This is a genomic window from Vreelandella vilamensis, assembly GCF_031451755.1.
Classification (GTDB): Bacteria; Pseudomonadota; Gammaproteobacteria; order Pseudomonadales; family Halomonadaceae; genus Vreelandella; species Vreelandella vilamensis.
In genome coordinates this window covers 15,817-34,744 of the sequence record NZ_JARWAN010000016.1, presented here as the reverse complement: position 1 = coordinate 34,744, position 18,928 = coordinate 15,817, and the positions used below count along the sequence as shown (strand labels likewise).

The following is an 18,928-nucleotide window of genomic DNA, read 5'->3' as shown; positions in this document are numbered from 1 at the left end:
TGCGCTCTTTATGGTGTGTTTTCAAGGTGGAATTAGCCGGTTTCTGGCCATATTGCCTCATTGAGCTCTTCCAATACGTTATCCAACTGCTCCCCGAGCACTTTATCCAGCTGCTTTGCGCCGCCTTGGAAGGCGGGGAGCTGGTTGACGGTCTCTCGGTCGAGAATCACTTCTTTGGTGAGCTGTTTGGCCAGTTTTCCCAGCCACTTGCGTTGGTTGGGCGTCCAGTCGTGCTGGGTGTAGAGGCGATCCATGGCATCGGCGACGCGCTGCTCAAACGGCTTTAACGGCTCGCCGAGGGCGGCGCGGCGAATGTGGCCGATGATGCTGGCGGCGATATCCTGATTGGTGTGGTTGCGCACCGCGCTCTGCAGGTTGGCTTCCGAGTATCCGTGGTTATCCAGCAGCACTTTAACCTCTTTCAACTGCGCTCGGGTAAGGTCGCGGGGTTGGTTAACCACCACGGCCAGGGCGGCGGACTGGTTGATCTGCTCGCTGATAAACGCATTGAAGCTATCCAGATAGTCTTCCGGGCGTTTATGTACACCGTAGCTCTGGCTGCGCTCGCGAATCTCATCGTCGTGGTCGGAAATCACCGGCATACGGTCGCTGCCCACCAAGTGCTTCACCTCGGCTAGCTGGTGTATCAAGCCGCTATGTTGGCGAAGAAACGCGGATGCCTGCCTTGGCCCTAGCTTATGTAAGTGCTCATGAAGCTTGCTCGGCTCCACGCCCCATAGGTTGTGCAGGTCATCAAGCTTTTGTTTAAGCGCGGGTTTATTTTCCGCTTTGGAGTCGGCCTTACGCAGTACGCGCATGACTTTTTGACTGAGCTGGCTGAGCACTACGTCGGCTTGGCTTTCGTCCGGCTGTTCGCCGGGGCTATTCAACGCATTTTCCAACTGGTGCTCATCGGTCAGTTCATCAACTAGCTGTGTAAGGCTGATATTGGGGTCACGCACCAGCGGCTTCATGGTGTTGACCTCGGCCAGGGCGGCGTAGATATCCACCGGGTCGTAGATGGTGAACACGGTCTTACCGATCTCATCGCAGCGCCGGGTGGCGCGGCCAATCATCTGTTCAAACAGAATCCGCGAACGTACCTGGCGCATAAACACCAAGTGGCAAATTTGGGGCACGTCGATGCCGGTGGTGAGTAGATCCACGGTAATCGCGATATTGGGATAGCGCTCGTTTTTATAGCGCCGGATCAGTTGGTCAACCTTGTCGCTTTTACCGGTGATTTTAGCCACTGCTGCCTGGTTGTAGCTGCCGTTATACAGCGCTTTGAAGGCGTCATCTAGCAGCCGTTTGACCATATCCGCGTGAAGGTCGGTGGCGCAAAAAATCAGTGTTTTTTCGTCGCCAAACGGGTCTAACTCTTCGGCTAGCTGTTCGCAGATTACGCGGTTGAAGTTTTCGTTGATGACCTGGCGATTGAAGGCGTCGACATCGAAGCGCAGCTCGTCTTCTAGTTCGGTGGTATCGACTTCGCCGGTTTGGGTGTTGACCACCTCGATAGGTTTACCCTTCTCAAACTGGATGCCTTCTTGGGTCAGCAGGGTTGCATAGCGAATCGGTGGCTCGTGGTCGATCAGCCAGTCGTCCGCTACCGCTTCCCGGTAGGAATAGGTGTAAACCGGCTTACCAAAAATCTCGCTGGTATGCTTGGCCGGGGTGGCGGTGAGCGCGATTTTGACCGAATCGAAGTAGTCGAGCACCCGGCGGTAGCTGGAGAGGTACTGGCTGGCATCGCGGGTGGCCAGCTCGCCTTCGGTCATCTCCTGGTCGAGCGTGTAGCCGCGGTGGGCTTCGTCGATGATGATGCAGTCGAATTGATCAATCGGCGGCGGCGCATCGCTGGCAAAAATGCGCTTCACCATGGCTTGCACGGTGGCGACCTGCACGCGGGTTTCGGCTTCTGCTGCCATATCACCCAGCTCTGCCACATTGTAGATTTTGCTTAGGGTTTGGTTCTGCTCTAACGGGGCTTCGTTGAAGGCATCAATGGCTTGGTCGCCAAGGGCGGTACGATCGACCAGAAACAGAATGCGGTGAAAGCGTTCGGTTTTTAAAAACCGATACATAAGACCAATAATGGTACGGGTTTTACCGGTACCCGTGGCCATGGCCAGAAGGGCATCGCGGCTGCCGTGGGCCAGGGCGTGCTCGGTAGTCAGAATTGCCTTTTGCTGATACTCCCTAAGCCGTAGGTAACCGAAAGGCTCGTGTTTAAGCAGTTTGTCGGCATTTTCTCTATCGCGCTCCAGCAGGTTTAGCAGGCCGCCGGGGGTATGAAAGCGGGGCAGGGCGCGGCGGGTGTTGCTGGGTTCTCGCACATCGCGAAACCAGGTGCCCGACTGTTCGGCTAGCTGGGGCAGGTAGGGGCGACCGTTGCAGGAGTATACAAAGGGCACTTTAAAATGGCCCTCTTCATCGGCGGGCCAGGCGATGGTGCGCCCGGCAAGCTCCCAGGCGCCCACCAGCGGTGGTTCAACGCTTAGGCCTTTGCTGTAGCGCTCAGATTGATCAATTTTGCCCGCGACATTAATGTTCTCTTTCTTGGCTTCGACCACGGCAATCGGCGTTAAGCCAAGAAACAGCACGTAGTCTGCTCGGTCTTTTTGGCCATTGGTTTGTTTTGCGGGCTGAGTGGGCCATTCGGCAATGGCGCGGTAGGTACCTTTCTCGGGGCGGGCGCCTTTTTGATAGCGGATCTCTTGGCTGTCAGCTTCCCACCCCGCTTCATTGAGCTGCTGGTCAATCAGTAGGCGCGTTAGCTCTTCACTCAGTACCAGAGTGTTGCTGGCGGCTTGGGTTTTGCTGACTACCTGCTGGCGCTGCTGATTAACGCTGCTTTCGCCCTGGGCGGTGAGCTGTGTTTGCAGGGCGCAAATTTTGGTTTCGTAAGCTTGCTGCTGTTGGGCTAACGCCTGTTCGTGGCTTTGTGCCTGTTTTGCCAGGGCGCGTGACTCTTCGTCCATGGCCAACGCCAGCGCCTCAAACTCTTGTTTCTCCTGCTCGACCAGCTGGCTAAGCTGTTGGCTGCTGTCCAGCGCCTTGTTGGCGTGTTGGAGCTCGTGGCGGAGTTTTTCGATATCGGCCTGAAACTGGCGCAGCTGTGCGCTAGGGTCGGCGGGCGGTACAAAAGGGCCGGGCTTGAAGGTAGTGCCTGCCTTGCCAAAGGAGCGGTGAAACCAGATAGCCAGTTCACGGGACAGCTTCAGGCCATCCATGGCTTCTTTGTGGCGGGTGCGAAATTGGTGAGTGGCCTTGTTGCCTTCAACTCGCAGGGTGTGAAATAGCTCTTTCACCTGGGGTTCCAGGCGCAGCTCGCGGTTTAAGCGGTAGAGCAGGTCGGCTTGGCTGGTTTGGTTATCAAACTCAACCCCAGAGATCGCTGCCATGTGCTGGGCAAGCGCTTCTCCCAATTGGCGCAGCTTAATCAAGGTGGTGTTGGGGTCGCTAACAAAGGCATGTTCGGCAGCGGCGGCCAGTTCGACAAACAGCGCATCATGCTCTGCTAAAAAGCCAAAGTTGCTGGGAAGATAGGGTGATGTCATGACATTTACTCTCCACATCTTTGCCAATTGGCTTTGTCGCAGTGTTTCATCACCACCCATACTAATGAAACAAGGGGTACTTGGCTAAGTGTACTTTTGGAGGTTGGCGTTAGCTAATGAGGTCATTTTGCCAGCAGTAGCCTCTTATTTTCCCGCCACGCTTGATTCAATCGCTGGGTGATCAGCTTGATCGTACTGGCTTGCACACCAAGATCTTTTGCCACAGCCGGGAAAGTGCCAATAACGTCCACGATCTCCTGGACGTGCGGCTGAGCCTGTTTCCAGTTGGCAAAGCCTGCATGGGCGGCGAGCTGCCGGATGGTTTTTATTGAGGGCTGCTTACCAAAACCCATATAAGCAGTGGCGTGTTCTGAAAAAGGGTGGGGACTAAAGGTAACATCATAAAACGGTGCTGGTTTCCATTGGCCGCGATCATCCTGCAGAAACGCCCAGTTTTTACTGTGGTCATCCTGGTTGCAGGCAAATAAGTTAAACAGTGCGCGTCGGAATTGCAGCTGGCCTACGGCGGGGGATTTACACAGCTGGCGGCTGGCTTTGATAAGGTCAGCGTAATCCAGACTCGGGGTTCGGAAATCGGCATCCAGCAGCCCACAGGCGCTGTGCATATGGAGACGCCCCGCAGGGTTTGTCTGATGGATCCAATCAAACCGTTTGATAGCAAGCCAGGCGCGCTCACCCTTTGGCGTAGGTATGCGCAGCAACTGCCATTCGGGCGGCTCAAGGCCTGCTGTTTTAGCCAAGTCCAGGTATGCTGCTTCGCACAGCCCCTCTTCGTGACCCAGTGGCAAGTGTTGAGAGGTAAATTTGACCAGCCAAGCGTCATCCTCTGGCTGAGCATAGGTTCTGCACGCTTTCGATTGGCCAGGAGGTATAAAAAGCTGTGCCTTCGGTCTTGCCCCGCCGGAGCTACCCGCTGCGACCAAGGCGCTGAGTACGTCCTCGGTTTGCCCATCAAAAACGGCCTGTGCCTGGAGGCCGAGTGTCGCCAGGTCTTCGAAATTGCTCTGTGTAGGCGCTGCCTCTGATTCTGGCTCAAAGGCCAGTGCGCCCATGCCACGTTGGCCAACAAATGCCAGCCGGTCCATCGCCGTAAGTTGCGTAGGCGCTATGCCATGCTGACGAAAGACGCGATCTTGCAGCAGCAGTCCCCAGCCATCGGGTAAACAGTCGCCAAATACGCCGTGAAGCCCTCGATGTGGCGCTCTAGGGGCGGGCTGAAGTGTCAGGTCGTGTTGTAACGTAAAGGGCGATAGATTGCCATGCTGATACACATAACCTTCCGCGTACTGAAAAAATACCCCTTGGCGGTTTTGTGCCAATACGCCAGCCGTTACCTGTTCACCGGTTGATAGCGTACGCGTCACGTTCAGCCGTTGCGTAGGCTTAAAAGCCATCTTTGAGTACCTCATCGATTGAGGAAGGTATCTTGGCGTTGAATGCGTCTTCCTGAGTCAGCGCGTATAGCCGCGCCAAGTCATCTAGGCTTTGCCATAGCAACAGTAGCTGGCGAAATGAGATTTGCCCCGTGAGCTCAAATTTTTTGATAGTAGGGGCGGGCACACCGCTGCGTTCTGCTAGAGCCACGCGGGATAGCTTGGCCTGTTCGCGTAACCGGCGTAGGTGAGCAGCAAAGGCTTGCTGCACATCGGTATCGTCTAACAGCAAAAAACGGTGCATTCGACAGTTTTCCTGATATGGATATTATTGTAGCTATTATAGCTTATTTAGGCTTTATTTGGATATCATGATATCTATATCTGCTATTTTTCAATTCGAGACGCAGCGCATCTAGAATTGAAAAAATTGATGGGTATCACGTAAATATCGCCTTTTGCTTTTTAATACTTATCGATGATGAAGGTGTCCCCATGCCCATCCTACGCCACTTTACGTTAATCCTGCTTCTGGGTGCTTTGGGCATGCTCCCCATCAGCGCTCAAGCATATGATGCTACCTGGCAGGCGCTGCAGGAGGGCGGGCTGGTAATTTTGATGCGTCACGCGTTGGCACCGGGCGTAGGCGATCCGCCTGGCTTTGTATTGGAGCAGTGCGATACTCAGCGCAATCTTTCCGCCGAAGGGCGGGCTCAGGCAAAAGCAACTGGCCAGGCGTTACGCGAGCGAGGCGTGCCGATTAACGCGGTCTATTCATCGCGCTGGTGCCGAGCACAGGAAACCGCTGAGCTCATGGAGGTGGGCGAGGTAGTTCCTGCGCCGTGGCTAGATTCTTTTTTTCGTGAGCGTAGTGAACGGTCGGAGCGCACCCAAGCCGCGCGTGAGCGCATTTTGTCGTGGCAGGGGCCGGGCAACCTGCTGCTGGTGACGCATCAGGTCAATATCTCGGCGTTGGTCGGCAGCGGCTTGGGGTCTGGCGATATGATCATAGTGCGTCCCGATGGAAACGAATTGCCAGTGGTGGGGCGGTTAAGTATTAGCGTGCCTTAAGCCGGTTTCCAACAATTTCCTGCAACGAAACAGGGCAAATTATTCGCTCCTCATCCGCAGCTGCAAATTTTACGCTGGGCGATATTAATAAGGCGTTTGCTATAAGGGCTCGCCGCGGTAGTAGTGCCACAAAAACAGCGAGCCTACGCTGCGCCAGGGCGCCCAATGTTCCACCAGCTGACGGGCCTGCTTGGGCGTGGGCTTGTCGTCCATGCCTTTTAAACGACCAAGTGCCACTCGCAGGGCAAGATCGTCGGCGGGGAAAATATCCGGGCGTTGCAGCGAGAACATCAGGTAGATTTCGGCGCTCCAGCGACCAAAGCCGTGTAGTTGGGTAATCGCCGCTATGGCCTCGTTGTCGTTTAGTTGTTCAAGTTCATCAGCGCTAAAAGTGCCGGCGAGTTCGGCTTCTGCCAGCCCTTTGGCGTACTCGATCTTGCGCCAGGAAAGCCCGGCATCGCGCAGCGCTTGGTCTTCGATGTCGATCACCGCTTTGGCGTGGAGTTCGGGCAGCAGCGTATTGACCCGGCCCATAATCGCGTGGGCGGCCTCGGTGGAAAGCTGTTGACTGACGATAGTACTGAAAAACGTCGCAAAGCCCTGATCGCGATGGCGTGGTTCAGGCGCCCCTACCCGTGGGTAAGCGCGGGCGATATCCGGGTCGGCCGCGGCCAGCGCCTGCATGGCGTGGGCAATTGTTGTCGGTGTCATGGTGTCTCCGTTTGCTATCAACACTCTACAGTCGCGTCGACGGGTGTGCGATACTACTTCTTCTGTGTGTCGCTGATGTTTCCGTTGCGTAAGCTCGTTGCTGCGTGAATCTTTTGTTAATTACAGTTCCTTCGCCAACAAGGGAAGCGCGTATGTCCCAAGGTACATTATTTGTTGTTTCTGCGCCGTCGGGGGCAGGTAAGACCAGTTTAGTTCGCGAGCTGGTCGAGAGTCTGGATGGCATTCAGGTCTCGGTATCGCACACCACCCGTGCTAAGCGCGAGGGCGAGGTTGATGGCGTTAACTACCATTTTACCGACGTGGCTGACTTTGAGGCGATGATCGCGCGTGGTGAGTTTTTTGAGCATGCCAAGGTGTTTGATAACTATTACGGCACTTCGCGCAAGGCTGTGCAGACGCTACTTGACGTGGGTCAGGACGTAATCCTGGAAATCGACTGGCAGGGCGCGCGTCAGGTGCGTGAGCAGATGCCCGAGGCGGTGTCGGTGTTTATCCTGCCGCCCTCACGCAGTGAGCTAGAGCGTCGCTTGGCGAGTCGAGGGACCGATGAGCACGCGATCATTGCGCGACGCATGCGCGATGCCGTCAGTGAAATGTTGCACTACGACGAGTACGGTTACCTTGTGATCAATGACGATTTCACCACGGCTCTTGAAGAGCTTAAGTCTCTCGTCATTAGCCGCCGCATTACCCTGGTGTCCATGCGTGAACACCATGCGCCGCTGCTGGATGCGCTCTTGTCACAGGCGCCCAGCGTCGAGTAATCTATCGGATTGTGTAAATCCTCTTTTTTTACTGGGCTGGCGCCGTTAACTAAACTTGACGGCGTCGGCCCGGCCGTCATTACAGGAAGGCCCCCATGGCTCGCGTTACTATTGAAGATTGCCTAGATCACGTTGAAAACCGCTTCAAACTCGTGATGATTTCCACCCATCGTGCACGCCAACTCGCGCGCGGCTCGCGTGATGCCCTGCTGCCTTGGGAAAACGATAAGCCCACCGTCATGGCGCTGCGTGAAATTGCCGCTGGCCTGGTGGATCACACCATACTGGATGAGCCAGTGGAAGCGCCGGTTCGCGCCCGCCCGGTTGCTGCAAGCCTCCCGGTTGACGACTGATAAGCGAACCTGACAGCGATAGAGGCGCGTAAATGTTTACCATTGATGACCTAGCGGATCGACTTGGCGGCTATCTTCCCCCGGATGAGATTCAGCAGGTTAAACGCGCCTTCTACTACGCCGAGCAGGCTCACGATGGTCAGCGTCGCCGCTCCGGCGAGCCTTATGTGACCCACCCACTGGCGGTGGCCAATATTCTGGCCAATATGCACATGGACCATCAGAGCTTGATAGCGGCCATGTTGCACGATGTGATTGAAGATACCAGCGTGGCGAAGTCCGCGCTGGAAACGCAGTTTGGCAAGCCTGTGGCCGAGCTTGTCGACGGTGTGTCTAAGCTCACTCAGATTACGTTCGAAGATAAAGCCGTCGCCCAGGCGGAAAACTTCCAAAAAATGGTGTTGGCGATGTCGCGGGATATCCGCGTGATTATCGTCAAACTCGCCGATCGCCTGCACAACATGCGCACCCTGGGCGCATTGCGGCCGGATAAAAAACGCCGGATTGCCCGCGAAACCCTGGAAATTTACGCCCGTATTGCCGGGCGGTTGGGCATTAATACCATTCGCGTCGAGCTTGAAGACCTGTCGTTTCAGGCCATCTACCCGATGCGCGCCGAGCGCATCAAGCGGGCGGTGGCCAGCGCGCGTGGCAATCGGCGTAGCGCCATGCGCGAGATTCAAGCGTCACTGCAGCAGAGCCTGGACGATGAAGGGCTCAATGGCACGGTGATGGGGCGTCAAAAGCACCTGTTGTCGATTTACCGCAAAATGCGCGACCAGCGAAAGCCCTTCGCCGAGATCATGGACGTGTTTGGCTTTCGCATCGTCACCGAAGATGTCGCCAGTTGTTACCGTATTTTGGGCGTGGTGCATAACGTGTATAAGCCTGTGCCGGGGCGCTTTAAAGACTATATTGCCATCCCCAAAGCCAACGGCTATCAAAGTTTACACACGACCCTTTTTGGTTTTCGCGGAATGCCCATCGAAGTCCAAATTCGCACCCGTGAAATGGAGGCGATGGCCAATAATGGCATTGCCGCCCACTGGTTATATAAAGCGGGCCAAACCGAGCATCCGATTGCCGAGGGTAGCCGCGCTCGCGCCCGCGCCTGGGTGAAAGGCTTGCTGGAAATGCAGCGCCACGCCGGCGATTCGCTTGAATTTATCGAACACGTCAAAAATGACCTTTTTCCCGACGATATTTATGTGTTTACGCCCAAAGGCGACATCATGGAGCTGCCTCAGGGCGCTACCGTAATTGATTTTGCCTACACCGTTCACACCGATATTGGCAATAACTGCATCGCCTGCCGGATTGACCGTCAGCTGGCACCGCTCTCTACTCGGCTGGAAAGCGGGCAGACGCTGGAAATTATCACCGCACCAGCGGCACGTCCCAACGCTGCCTGGCTCAATTTTGTCACCACAGCGAAAGCACGCTCGGCGATTCGTCATGCGCTGCAACATCAGCAGCAGGCCGAGGCGATCCAGTTGGGTCGTCGGCTGTTAAATAAGTCTTTGTCAGTATTCGACACCAGCTTGGAAGAGCTGGATCCGGCGGTCATCAAACGCGCATTAAAAGAGTTCGATGTCAGCGACCAGGATGCCCTGTTGGAATCGATTGGCCTTGGCACGCGGATCGCCCATGCGGTGGCCAGGCGGTTGATGGATTTAGCGGACGGTGGCAGCGCCGTCCCTGCACAGGCAGCGAGCAGCCAGCCGGTGGTGATCAGCGGCAGTGAAGGCATGGTGACAAGCTTTGCGCGCTGCTGCCACCCGCTGCCTGGCGATGCCGTGGTGGGGCATCTCTCGGCGGGTAAGGGGCTAGTGGTTCACCGCGCGGAGTGTAAAAACGTGGTGGATAAAGCCGACGCGGAAAAGCTTTTCGCACTGGAATGGTCAGAAGAAACCGACGCCGACTTCCCTGTGGCGCTGCGCATCGAAATTGAAAGCCGCCGCGGCCTGGTGGCAGAACTTGCTGGCCTGGTGACCGATGCCGATGCCAATATCGAGCGTATTGGTATTGAGGAGCGCGATGCCCGGCTTTCAACGGTCAATATCACCTTGGCGGTGAAAGGCCGCGTCCATCTCGCGCGCATTATCAAGCGTCTTCGCAATCTCCCTAACGTGGGTAAAATCACCCGCTTAGGTAAGTAATTTCTTTTATACCCCCTCTTATTTTTTTATCCATAAGGAGTGCTCATTATGAGTAATAAAGCGGTTATTAATACCGAGAAAGCCCCCGCCGCGATTGGCCCGTATTCTCAGGCAGTGAAAGCGGGGAATACCGTGTATATGTCAGGTCAGATTCCGCTCGACCCCGCCACCATGGCGCTTGTCTCGGATGACTTTGAAGCGCAGGCTCGCCAGGTGTTTACCAACTTGCAGGCCGTGTGTGACGAAGCGGCGGGATCGCTTGGCGATATCGTTAAGCTCAATCTCTACCTGGTGGACCTGGAAAACTTCGCTATTGTTAACCGCGTGATGGAAGAGTTCTTTGCGTCGCCTTATCCTGCCCGCGCCGCTGTCGGCGTGAAAGCGTTGCCCAAAGGCGCCCAGGTCGAAGCCGAAGCCGTGATGGTGCTGGGCGACTAAACGCCTCGGGTTAAAAAGCTTGGGGCTACGCTTTCTGCGTCGTTACACTTTTTGAGTCGTTAAAAAACCGCCGGCTTTGAGCACCTGCGCATACCCTTCGCGGAAGCTGGGGTAGTGGAAGGTGTAGCCGGTGGAGAGTAGCCGTGAGTTATCGCAGCGTTTGCTGGTGCGGCGGCGCAGCGGCGACTGCATAGTCTGGGTGGCCTCAACTTTAAGCTGTGACGCAAGCCACATCATGACGTTGTGTAACGCTGCCGGTTCGCAGTCGCTGGCAAGGTAAAGCGACTCCAGCGGCTGGTCTCGCTCTTGGCTGTCGATAAAGTGACGCAAAATGCCCACGCAGTCGTCGCGGTGAATGCGGTTGGAGTAAACCGTCGGTGTAATCGCGGCTACCCGACCTTCCACCACCTGGTGGATCAACCGATCACGGCCCGGCCCGTAAATCCCCGAAAAGCGCACGACCGTTCCGGGAATAGGGTGGTTAATCAGCGCTTGCTCCGCCTCGCGCATCAAGACCCCGGAAAAGCTGGTGGACTCCGTGGGGCTCTCTTCGTTGACCAACTCGCCCTCTTGCTGGCCGTAAACGCTGGTGGATGAAATAAACAACACGCGCTTAGGCGCGCTAGCCTGCTGTTCAAGCACCTTGAGCACGTTGTTAAGCCCCTCGGGGTAAGCGCGGCGGTAGGCGCTCTCTTCAAAGTGGTCGGCGCTGACGGTGTAAATCACGTAGTCCGCTTGGGGCAGCGCGCTGGCGTCAGCGTCATCAAGCGTGTCGAGGTCCAGCGCCAACGGTTCAATGCCGGTGCCTTCTAGTGCTTCAACGTGGCGGCGCACGCCAATCACGCGGTGGCCTTCGCCTAACAGCTCGCGACCTAAGGTAATGCCGATATCACCACAGCCGATAATCAGTACGGTTAATGCCATGTTGCTCTCCTCGCAATAAATAATCCCTATTAGCGGCCGCTTCCCTCCTTTAAAATGCACGAAAGGGTTGGTCGCGTCGGCAAGTGCTGGCCAGCCAGACCCCGTCGTCTGGGTGACGACGACACACCGGTGACTAACAGAGGATGCCACGGCGCCGCTATGACTCTAACAGAACTGCGCTATATCGTAACCCTTGCCCAAGAGCGCCACTTTGGCCGCGCGGCGGAGCGCTGCCATGTTTCTCAGCCAACGCTTTCGGTGGCGGTGAAAAAGCTCGAAGAAGAGCTAGAAGCCGCGTTGTTTGAACGCACAAAATCAACCGTCCAGGTCACGCCCCTGGGGGAGAAAATCGTCGCCCAGGCGCAGCGCGTGCTAGAGCAGAGCAGCCAGATTTATGCCATGGCGAGTGAGGGTAAAGACCAGCTCGCCAATCCCTTGCGCATCGGCGCGATCTATACCATCGGGCCGTATCTGTTTCCGCATTTGATCCCGGCGCTTGCCAATGCCGCGCCGCAAATGCCGCTCTACATTGAAGAAGGGATGACCGGAAACCTGCGCGGTAAACTGCGTAGCGGCGAGTTGGATGTGATCATCGTGGCGCTGCCGTTTACCGAAACCGATGTGGTGACCAAGCCGATCTACGAGGAGCACTTTGAAGTGCTAATGCCCGCCAGCCACCGGTGGGTTGAGCGCGACGCCATTCATAAAGAGGATTTGCTCGAAGAGCGTTTGCTGCTACTCGGGGAAGGCCACTGCTTCCGGGATCAAATTCTTGAAGCCTGCCCGGCGATCACGCAGAAGCTCAATAGCCCGCACAATACGCTGATTGCCGAAGGCGGCTCGCTTGAGACCATTCGCCACATGGTGGCCTCCAAGCTGGGCATTACCGTGCTGCCCCAATCGGCGTTGGGTACCGATGCGTATGAAAACGCCATGCTGGTCAGCCGCCCCTTTACCTCCCCCGCGCCCTCACGCACCGTGGCGATTGCCTGGCGAGCGAGCTTCCCGCGGCCTAAGGCCATCGAGGCACTGATTCAAGCGATTTCCCAATGCCGCCAGCCGGTGCATGGCCGGTCGGTCGATGAGCAAAGCGCTGTCTCATGAGCACGCTTAACGCCCCGATCACGGCGCTAAAAGGCGTCGGTGAAGCGCTGGCGTTAAAACTGTCGCGCCTGGGGATTGAGCAAGTCAGCGATATTCTCTTTCATTTGCCGCTGCGTTACCAAGATCGCACGCGCCTCACGCCGATGGGCACGTTGCGCGCTGGGCAAGAGGCGGTGGTGGAAGGCGAAGTGACGGCCTCTGACGTGGTCAAAGGACGACGCCGCAGTTTGCTCGTGCGTCTGCGCGACGCCAGCGGCATTATCAGCCTGCGGTTTTTTCATTTTTCGCCCGCGCAGCAGCAACAGCTGCGCCCCGGCGTCACCGTGCGCGCCTTTGGCGAGGCCCGTGCGGGTGCCACGGGCTTGGAGCTTTACCACCCGGAATACCGCTTGACGACACCGGGGGCGGCGCCGGTGGAGGAGTATTACACACCGGTGTACCCGACCACCGAGGGCTTGAATCAAACCCGTCTGCGGGCGTTGGCTGAGCAAGCGCTAGCGCTGCTCGATAACGACCCCCAGGCGCTGCCGGAGGTGATTCCCGAGGCGCTACTGGCGCGCTTTCGCCTACCCGGCTTGCACGCCAGCCTGCACCTACTGCACCAGCCGCCCCCCGATGTGAATATTGAGCCGCTGACCAGCGGCCAGCACCCGGCCACGCGGCGGCTGGCGCTGGAGGAGCTGTTGGCGCATCAGCTTAGCTTGCGCCAGGTACGGCTGCGGATTCAATCCGACGGCGCACCGGCGTTGCCCTCCGGGCGTAGCCTGCAGGCGCGCTTTCTGGCTCAGTTGCCGTTTGCGCTGACTGGTGCCCAGCGCCGTGTGCTCGAAGAAATCGGCCTGGATCTCGCCCGCGCCGCGCCGATGCTGCGCCTGGTGCAGGGAGACGTGGGGTCGGGAAAAACCGTGGTCGCGGCGATGGCGGCGCTCTCAGCGCTGGCGGGCAACTGTCAGGCGGCGATCATGGCGCCGACGGAAATTCTCGCCGAGCAGCACTACCGCGCCTTTAAAGCGTGGTTTGAACCGCTAGGGGTCGAAGTCGCCTGGCTCGCGGGCAAGCTCAAAGGCAAAGCACGGCTAGACGCTAAGGCGGCGATTGCCGACGGCCGTGCTCGCATGGTGGTGGGTACCCACGCCCTGTTTCAAGATGATGTGCACTTTCAGTGCTTGGGGCTGGCGATTATCGACGAGCAGCACCGCTTTGGCGTGCATCAGCGCCTGGCGCTGCGCGAAAAAGGCGAAGCCGGCGGGCTAACTCCGCATCAGCTGATCATGACCGCCACGCCCATCCCGCGCACCTTGGCCATGAGCGCCTACGCCGATCTGGACGTGTCGGTGATCGACGAGCTGCCCCCTGGGCGCACGCCGGTGAAAACCGTGGTGGTGTCGGATGAACGCCGCCCGGAGGTGGTCGAGCGTATTCGCCGCGCTTGCGGTGACGGTCGCCAAGCGTACTGGGTGTGCACGCTGATCGAGGAATCCGAGGTGCTGCAGTGCCAGGCCGCGGAGGTAACCCGCGACGAGCTGACCGAGGCGCTGCCCGAGGTGGCGATTGGCCTGGTGCATGGGCGCATGAAAGCCGGCGAGAAAGCCGAGGTGATGGACGCCTTCAAAGCCGGCGAGCTGGACTTGCTCGTGGCCACCACGGTGATCGAGGTGGGCGTGGATGTGCCCAACGCCAGCCTGATGATTATCGAAAACCCCGAGCGCCTGGGGCTTTCGCAGCTGCACCAGCTGCGCGGTCGGGTGGGGCGCGGCAGCACCGAGAGTTTTTGCGTGCTGCTTTATCACCCGCCGCTGTCCAAAAGCGCCCGCGAGCGGCTCGGCGTAATGCGCGAAACCACCGACGGCTTTCGCATCGCCGAAAAAGACTTGGAGCTGCGCGGGCCGGGCGAAGTGCTCGGCACCCGCCAGACGGGGCTGGCGCAGATGAAAATCGCCGATCTTGAGCGTGACGCCGACCTATTAGAGCGCGTTACGGCGCTGGCACAAGCGCTACAGGGCGACGATCACGCTACTGCCGTGCTGGTGCGTCGCTGGCTCGGCGATGCCGCCGGGCGTTACGGCCAGGTGTAGGGCGGCGTCACCCCGGTGGGGATGAAGGCGATGACGAAGAAGATGAAGATGGCGTTGGCGTTTTGATCGCGATCAGCCGGTTGGCGGCTTTTGCCAGCGGCGTTAGTTGCTCGGCAATCAAGCGCAGCTGGCTTTGCATCGGGCGATAGAGCGTCAGCGCATGTGTTTCCCGCGCGGTGGGTGTTTCCAGCTGGCGCAGTAACGTTGCCACCTGCTCGCTAAGGTCATCCGTTGGTTGGCGCGTGCGCAGCCGCTCGGCAAGCTCACCGAGCAGCGCGCTGACGTGCTTGGCCACTGGCACGAGCGTGACGTCGTCTTCCTCGTCAGTCAGCCGATGACGGTGGGCACCAAGGGCCGAGAGGTGGCTGAGCAGGGTGTTCGAAAGCACTAAAAAGCGCAGACCGTGCTCCGTCTCCTGTTTGCGGTAGTATGCCGGCTCGTGGAGCATATTGTTCATCTGGGTCGAAAACGCCGCGTCGCTATTGTGGGCATTGCGCCGCGCCAGCCGATAGGCGAGATCGTCCTGCTTGCCGGCTTCGTACTGGTGAATCACCTCGTCGAGATAACGGCGCTGGCTATCGAGCACCTTCGCCGCCTCGCGGTAAAGCTTACGCCCCTGCCAGTCGGGCAGAATAAAAAACACCGCGAGCCCCGCAATCAGTGCCCCGATCAAGGTATCAAACAGGCGTGGCCAGATCAGATCAAACCCATCACCCACTTGGTTAAAGCTGCACAGCACCAGCAGGGTGATCGAGGCGGTGGCGATCATGTAGTGCTTCTCGCGGGTGGCGAAAAAGCTCACCCCGGCCGCGATCGCAATCAAACTCTGCACGTTGGGTTGCGGGAAAAGGCTAATCGACGCCCAACCCACCAATAGCCCCAGCACGGTGCCAAGAATACGTTTGATCAAAAAGCGGCGCGTGGTGGCAAAGTTGGGCCGGCAGACGAACAGCGTGGTGAGCAAAATCCAAAAGCCCTGCTCCGGGTCGAGCCACTGCAGCAGCAAATACCCCGCCAGCAGCGCCAGTGACAGGCGCACGGCGTGGCGAAAGGTGGGTGAGCCCAGGGTCAAATTGAGCCGCACGCGCCTCCACGCCTCTAACAAGCTCCCCGGCGAGCGATCAAGCAGGGCGGTATCGCGGCGCGGCTCGCTGGCATCGGGGTTATGGGCGCTGGCAATCTGCGCTTCCAAGGTGGTGAGGTTATCGGCAAGCGCATTGAGCGGTTGAATCAGCGGGCGCCATTCGGGCTTATCGCGGTCGCGTAGGTTGGCGATGGAGGCGCGCAAATCTGCCAGCGCTTCTTCGCTTTGGCGGTGGTCGAAGGCGCGATCAAGCAGCAGCGATTTCGCCAGCCGCCGGCAGGCAAGCCCCTGCTGGTCCAACAGCCGCTGGCAGCGAAACAGCACGTCATGATGAAAAAACGCCTCGGTCAGCGCGCTGTAGGGGTAGTGGGTGGAGCTGGCGCGTTCGTGAATGTCCTGGGCGATGAAGTAGATTTGTAAATAGCGATTGAGCTTGCGGTTACCGCGCTGTCCTTCCATGCGGCGCAGGAGTATTTCTTTGGCGTGATTGAGCGCCGCCACGACCTGGCCGTTTTGGCGCGCGAGGGCCACGCGCCGGGCGTGGATGTCGACCCCGCGCACCGGTTCAAACAGCGCCGATTTCAATACCAGGTAGTGGCCAAGCGCTTTGTAGAGCCGGGCCATGCTCTGCTTGACGGGCTGGCGCGAAAATAGCGCGCACCACACCACCGAAATCAGCCCGTACCAGGCAGCGCCGATCAGCAGTAACAGTTGGCGAAAGGCGACGTCGTCGTCTACACCGCCGTGCTGCTCGATGTTGATCATGACGTAGAGAGAAAGAATCAGCGTGCCCGAGGCGATGGTGGCGTAGCGTTGGCCGATGGCGCCGAGCATGATCAGGCCAAAGGTGGCGCCCGCAAGCCATAGGGCAAGCAACCACGGCCAAGGAAAAAGCTTTTGCACGATCAGCGAGACCAGCGCAAAACAGACAAGTGTCACGGCAAGCGCCTGCAGCCGCCCCTGCCAGCTATCGTCAGTCTCAGAGAGGGCGCTGGCGATAATGCCAAGAAATAGCGGAATGACAAAGCTGACGTCCCCCCACAGCGTGGCAAAGGCGAGCGCTCCGCTAAAGGCGAGAAAAACGCGCAGGCTGTAGGCGAATTTATCTAGAGTCCAAAGGCGCCGCAGCGGCAGTGCGATAGGCATAGAAGCTCTGATCGGTGAGTTATTTTAGACTTTAGTATAAATAATCGCGAGGCAAGTGGCTATGCCGGCGGCCGATAAAACAAACGCCCCGCCGCGGTTAGGCGGCGGGGCGAACGGTAGGCAAAAGCGGCGGGATGAATAAAGCTTACAAATGCTGCTTATAAATACTGTTTACAAATACTTCAACAGTTTTTGCAGCTTGTTCATATCGGCGGAGTCGCCGACAAGGCGGACATCACCGGCCATCATGCCGTCAAGAAACGCCTGCTGAGTGGGCTTTTTGAGAATGCGTAAGGCAGCCTCGGGGTCGCGAAAGCGTAGCTCAAGGTCCAAGTCCACCGGCAACCCCTTTCCCGTCGTGACCCGTTGGGGTGAAATTCGGTAGTGGCGTGCAACCTTCAAGTCTTCGGTGGCAATCCCCCAATCCAGGCTGCGCATGCGTTCAAGCTGCTCGCGAAAGCGCGGCTTGCGACGCAGCGCACGCTTAAGCAAAAAGCCGAGTAGCCACAGCGTTAGCGCAAGTTTCATTAGGAAACTGCGTCCTTCAGCGCTTTACCTGGCTTAAACGCCACGTTTTTACTGGCCGGAATTTGCAGCGGCTCGCCCGTTTGTGGGTTTTTGCCGGTGCGGGCGGCGCGTTCACGTACGGTGAAGGTACCAAAACCAATCAGAGAAACATCGTCACCTTTAGCGACACTGTTGGTGATTTCATCGAGGATTACGTTCAATACTTGGCCAGCTTTATCTTTGGATAGATCGGCGCTTTCGGCAATGGCAGCGGCGAGTTCAGGTTTGCGCATTAGGTATCTCCGGTGTTTTCGTTCAGGTGTTAAGGCGTTATCAAAAGCGAATAAAACATTGCTCGATACAGCAGCGACTAACAAGTGCTTGCAAGTCAGTGCCCTAAGCGTAGCGCGTAAGGCAGTGAAAATCAGCCTAGCAGCGCAGGGGCGGCTCTGGAAAGCTCCACTTTCCGTCTCACGCAGCCGCCTGTCAACGCAAAACCGATCAAACGTTCGTCTTTATCTTCGGCGAGGGCGGTCATGTCCGTGCCGTCTGCCTCGATGCGCCAGCGCGCTGGGGTTGCCAGCGGGGGGTAGGCAACCACCGGCAAAAGCGGTGTTTTTACGATCACCGGCCAGGCCCCAAAGTGAACCGGCGTGGGCGTTCCGGCAAGCGTCTTGGCCAGGGCGTTGGCACTGGCTTGCAGCGGCTGCACGTACATGGCGTTCACACCGGCCACGCAAGCCGCGTCACCGAGGGCGAAAATAGCCGGGTGCGAGGTTTGCAGAGTGCGGTCAACCGCAATGCCGTTGGCAGAGACCTCAAGCCCGGCCTTGGCGGCAAGCGCGGTGCGGGGCGCAAGGCCGGTGGCCAGCAGTACCACATCGGCGTCAATGCGTTGGTGGTTATCAAGTGTCAGCTGCACGGCGTCGCTGGCGCCACGGGCAATGCGCTCAAGCGAGCGCCCCAGCGCCAGCTGCATGCCCGCTTCAATAAACGTCTCGCCTAGTGCATGACCGAGTGGCTCGGGCAGAAGGCGCGGGAGGGGAGCGCTCTCAGGGGCAATCAGGCTAACGTGATGGCCGCCAGCGTGCAGGTCGTTGGCAAATTCGCAGCCGACCAGCCCCGCGCCGATAATCGCGACCCGGGCGGGGCCGTGACGCAGAGCGGCGTGAAAGCGGCGGTAGTCGTCCAGGTCGTTAACGCTGAAGCAGTGAGCGGCGCAATCGCTGGGAATGGCAAACGGCGCGCGCGGCGCTGCTCCCGTGGCAAGCACCAGCTGGGTGTAAGCGTAGTCGCTGCCATCGGCAAGCGTCAGCCACCGCGCCTCGGGGTCGATTGCGGACACGGTGGTGTGCGACAGCAGCGTGGCATTAAGCGCTTCAGCGAGGGTTTCGGCATCGCGCTGGGCGAGCTTATCCGGGGCTAGCTTTTTGGCAAACCCGGTGGAAAGTAGCGGTTTGCTGTAGTCGTCGCCGCTGTCGGCGCTGATCAAGGTGAGGCGGCGCGTATCACCTTCGCGGCGCAGCGCGCGTGCAAGGCCTACCCCGGCCATGCCGGTGCCAATAATGACTAAATCGGCGTGGGGTATCGACATAAGTTACCTATCAAGCTAAA

Annotated in this window: 16 protein-coding genes; 7 read left to right on the top strand and 9 right to left on the bottom strand. The window is 58.2% G+C overall.

Annotation, left to right across the window (positions count from 1 at the left end; translation table 11 throughout):
- Positions 1-32: 32 nt before the first annotated feature.
- The 3 genes from hsdR to QC823_RS10605 all read right to left on the bottom strand — a co-directional run bounded on the left by hsdR (position 33) and on the right by QC823_RS10605 (position 5,261).
- A complete protein-coding gene (hsdR, locus tag QC823_RS10615; protein WP_309656321.1) occupies positions 33-3,563 on the bottom strand; it encodes a type I restriction-modification system endonuclease in 3,531 nt (1,176 codons plus the stop codon).
- 122 nt (positions 3,564-3,685) lie between these two features.
- A complete protein-coding gene (locus QC823_RS10610) occupies positions 3,686-4,978 on the bottom strand; it encodes a type II toxin-antitoxin system HipA family toxin (RefSeq protein ID WP_309656320.1) in 1,293 nt (430 codons plus the stop codon).
- Complete coding sequence (locus tag QC823_RS10605; RefSeq protein WP_309656319.1) at positions 4,968-5,261, bottom strand: helix-turn-helix domain-containing protein; 294 nt, start codon at positions 5,259-5,261, stop codon at positions 4,968-4,970. The genes QC823_RS10610 and QC823_RS10605 overlap by 11 nt, the downstream gene beginning before the upstream one ends.
- 191 nt (positions 5,262-5,452) lie before the next feature.
- On the opposite strand from QC823_RS10605, the gene QC823_RS10600 reads away from it, so the two are divergent.
- Complete coding sequence (locus tag QC823_RS10600; protein ID WP_309656318.1) at positions 5,453-6,028, top strand: histidine phosphatase family protein; 576 nt, start codon at positions 5,453-5,455, stop codon at positions 6,026-6,028.
- 99 nt (positions 6,029-6,127) lie between these two features.
- On the opposite strand, the gene QC823_RS10595 is transcribed toward QC823_RS10600, so the two are convergent.
- Positions 6,128-6,739, bottom strand: coding sequence for a DNA-3-methyladenine glycosylase family protein (locus QC823_RS10595; RefSeq protein ID WP_309656317.1), 612 nt, complete (start codon positions 6,737-6,739; stop codon positions 6,128-6,130).
- Positions 6,740-6,891: 152 nt separating this feature from the next.
- On the opposite strand from QC823_RS10595, the gene gmk reads away from it, so the two are divergent.
- From gmk to QC823_RS10575, 4 genes are all read left to right on the top strand, one after another.
- Positions 6,892-7,524 (top strand): guanylate kinase, encoded by a 633-nt coding sequence (gene gmk / locus QC823_RS10590; protein ID WP_309656316.1) that lies wholly within the window; start codon positions 6,892-6,894, stop codon positions 7,522-7,524.
- A gap of 95 nt (positions 7,525-7,619) precedes the next feature.
- Positions 7,620-7,877: a DNA-directed RNA polymerase subunit omega gene (gene rpoZ, locus QC823_RS10585; protein ID WP_309656315.1), complete on the top strand. Its 258-nt coding sequence runs from the start codon at positions 7,620-7,622 to the stop codon at positions 7,875-7,877.
- Positions 7,878-7,909: 32 nt separating this feature from the next.
- A complete protein-coding gene (locus QC823_RS10580) occupies positions 7,910-10,036 on the top strand; it encodes a RelA/SpoT family protein (protein ID WP_309656314.1) in 2,127 nt (708 codons plus the stop codon).
- A gap of 48 nt (positions 10,037-10,084) precedes the next feature.
- Positions 10,085-10,474 carry a RidA family protein gene (locus tag QC823_RS10575; protein ID WP_309656313.1) on the top strand — a complete coding sequence of 130 codons (390 nt, stop codon included), beginning with the start codon at positions 10,085-10,087 and terminating at the stop codon, positions 10,472-10,474.
- Between the two features lie 42 nt (positions 10,475-10,516).
- Here the strand turns inward: QC823_RS10575 and QC823_RS10570 are convergent, their stop codons facing one another.
- Entirely contained in the window at positions 10,517-11,398 is an 882-nt protein-coding gene (locus QC823_RS10570) for an NAD-dependent epimerase/dehydratase family protein (RefSeq protein WP_309656312.1), read from the bottom strand.
- A gap of 159 nt (positions 11,399-11,557) precedes the next feature.
- On the opposite strand from QC823_RS10570, the gene QC823_RS10565 reads away from it, so the two are divergent.
- The gene (locus QC823_RS10565) at positions 11,558-12,502 is read left to right on the top strand and encodes a hydrogen peroxide-inducible genes activator (RefSeq protein WP_309656311.1); all 945 of its coding nucleotides are present in this window, start codon (positions 11,558-11,560) and stop codon (positions 12,500-12,502) included.
- Positions 12,499-14,577, top strand: a complete 2,079-nt coding sequence (gene recG, locus QC823_RS10560; protein WP_309656310.1) for an ATP-dependent DNA helicase RecG — start codon at positions 12,499-12,501, stop codon at positions 14,575-14,577. The genes QC823_RS10565 and recG overlap by 4 nt, the downstream gene beginning before the upstream one ends.
- Before the next feature lie 7 nt (positions 14,578-14,584).
- Here the strand turns inward: recG and yccS are convergent, their stop codons facing one another.
- The 4 genes from yccS to QC823_RS10540 all read right to left on the bottom strand — a co-directional run bounded on the left by yccS (position 14,585) and on the right by QC823_RS10540 (position 18,908).
- Positions 14,585-16,807, bottom strand: coding sequence for a YccS family putative transporter (yccS, locus tag QC823_RS10555; protein ID WP_309656309.1), 2,223 nt, complete (start codon positions 16,805-16,807; stop codon positions 14,585-14,587).
- A 171-nt stretch (positions 16,808-16,978) separates the two neighbouring features.
- Positions 16,979-17,335: a hypothetical protein gene (locus tag QC823_RS10550; protein WP_309656308.1), complete on the bottom strand. Its 357-nt coding sequence runs from the start codon at positions 17,333-17,335 to the stop codon at positions 16,979-16,981.
- Entirely contained in the window at positions 17,335-17,607 is a 273-nt protein-coding gene (locus QC823_RS10545) for an HU family DNA-binding protein (protein ID WP_179930433.1), read from the bottom strand. Before QC823_RS10545 ends, QC823_RS10550 begins: the two co-directional genes overlap by 1 nt.
- Before the next feature lie 131 nt (positions 17,608-17,738).
- Positions 17,739-18,908, bottom strand: a complete 1,170-nt coding sequence (locus QC823_RS10540) for an NAD(P)/FAD-dependent oxidoreductase (protein WP_309656307.1) — start codon at positions 18,906-18,908, stop codon at positions 17,739-17,741.
- Positions 18,909-18,928 lie beyond the last annotated feature (20 nt).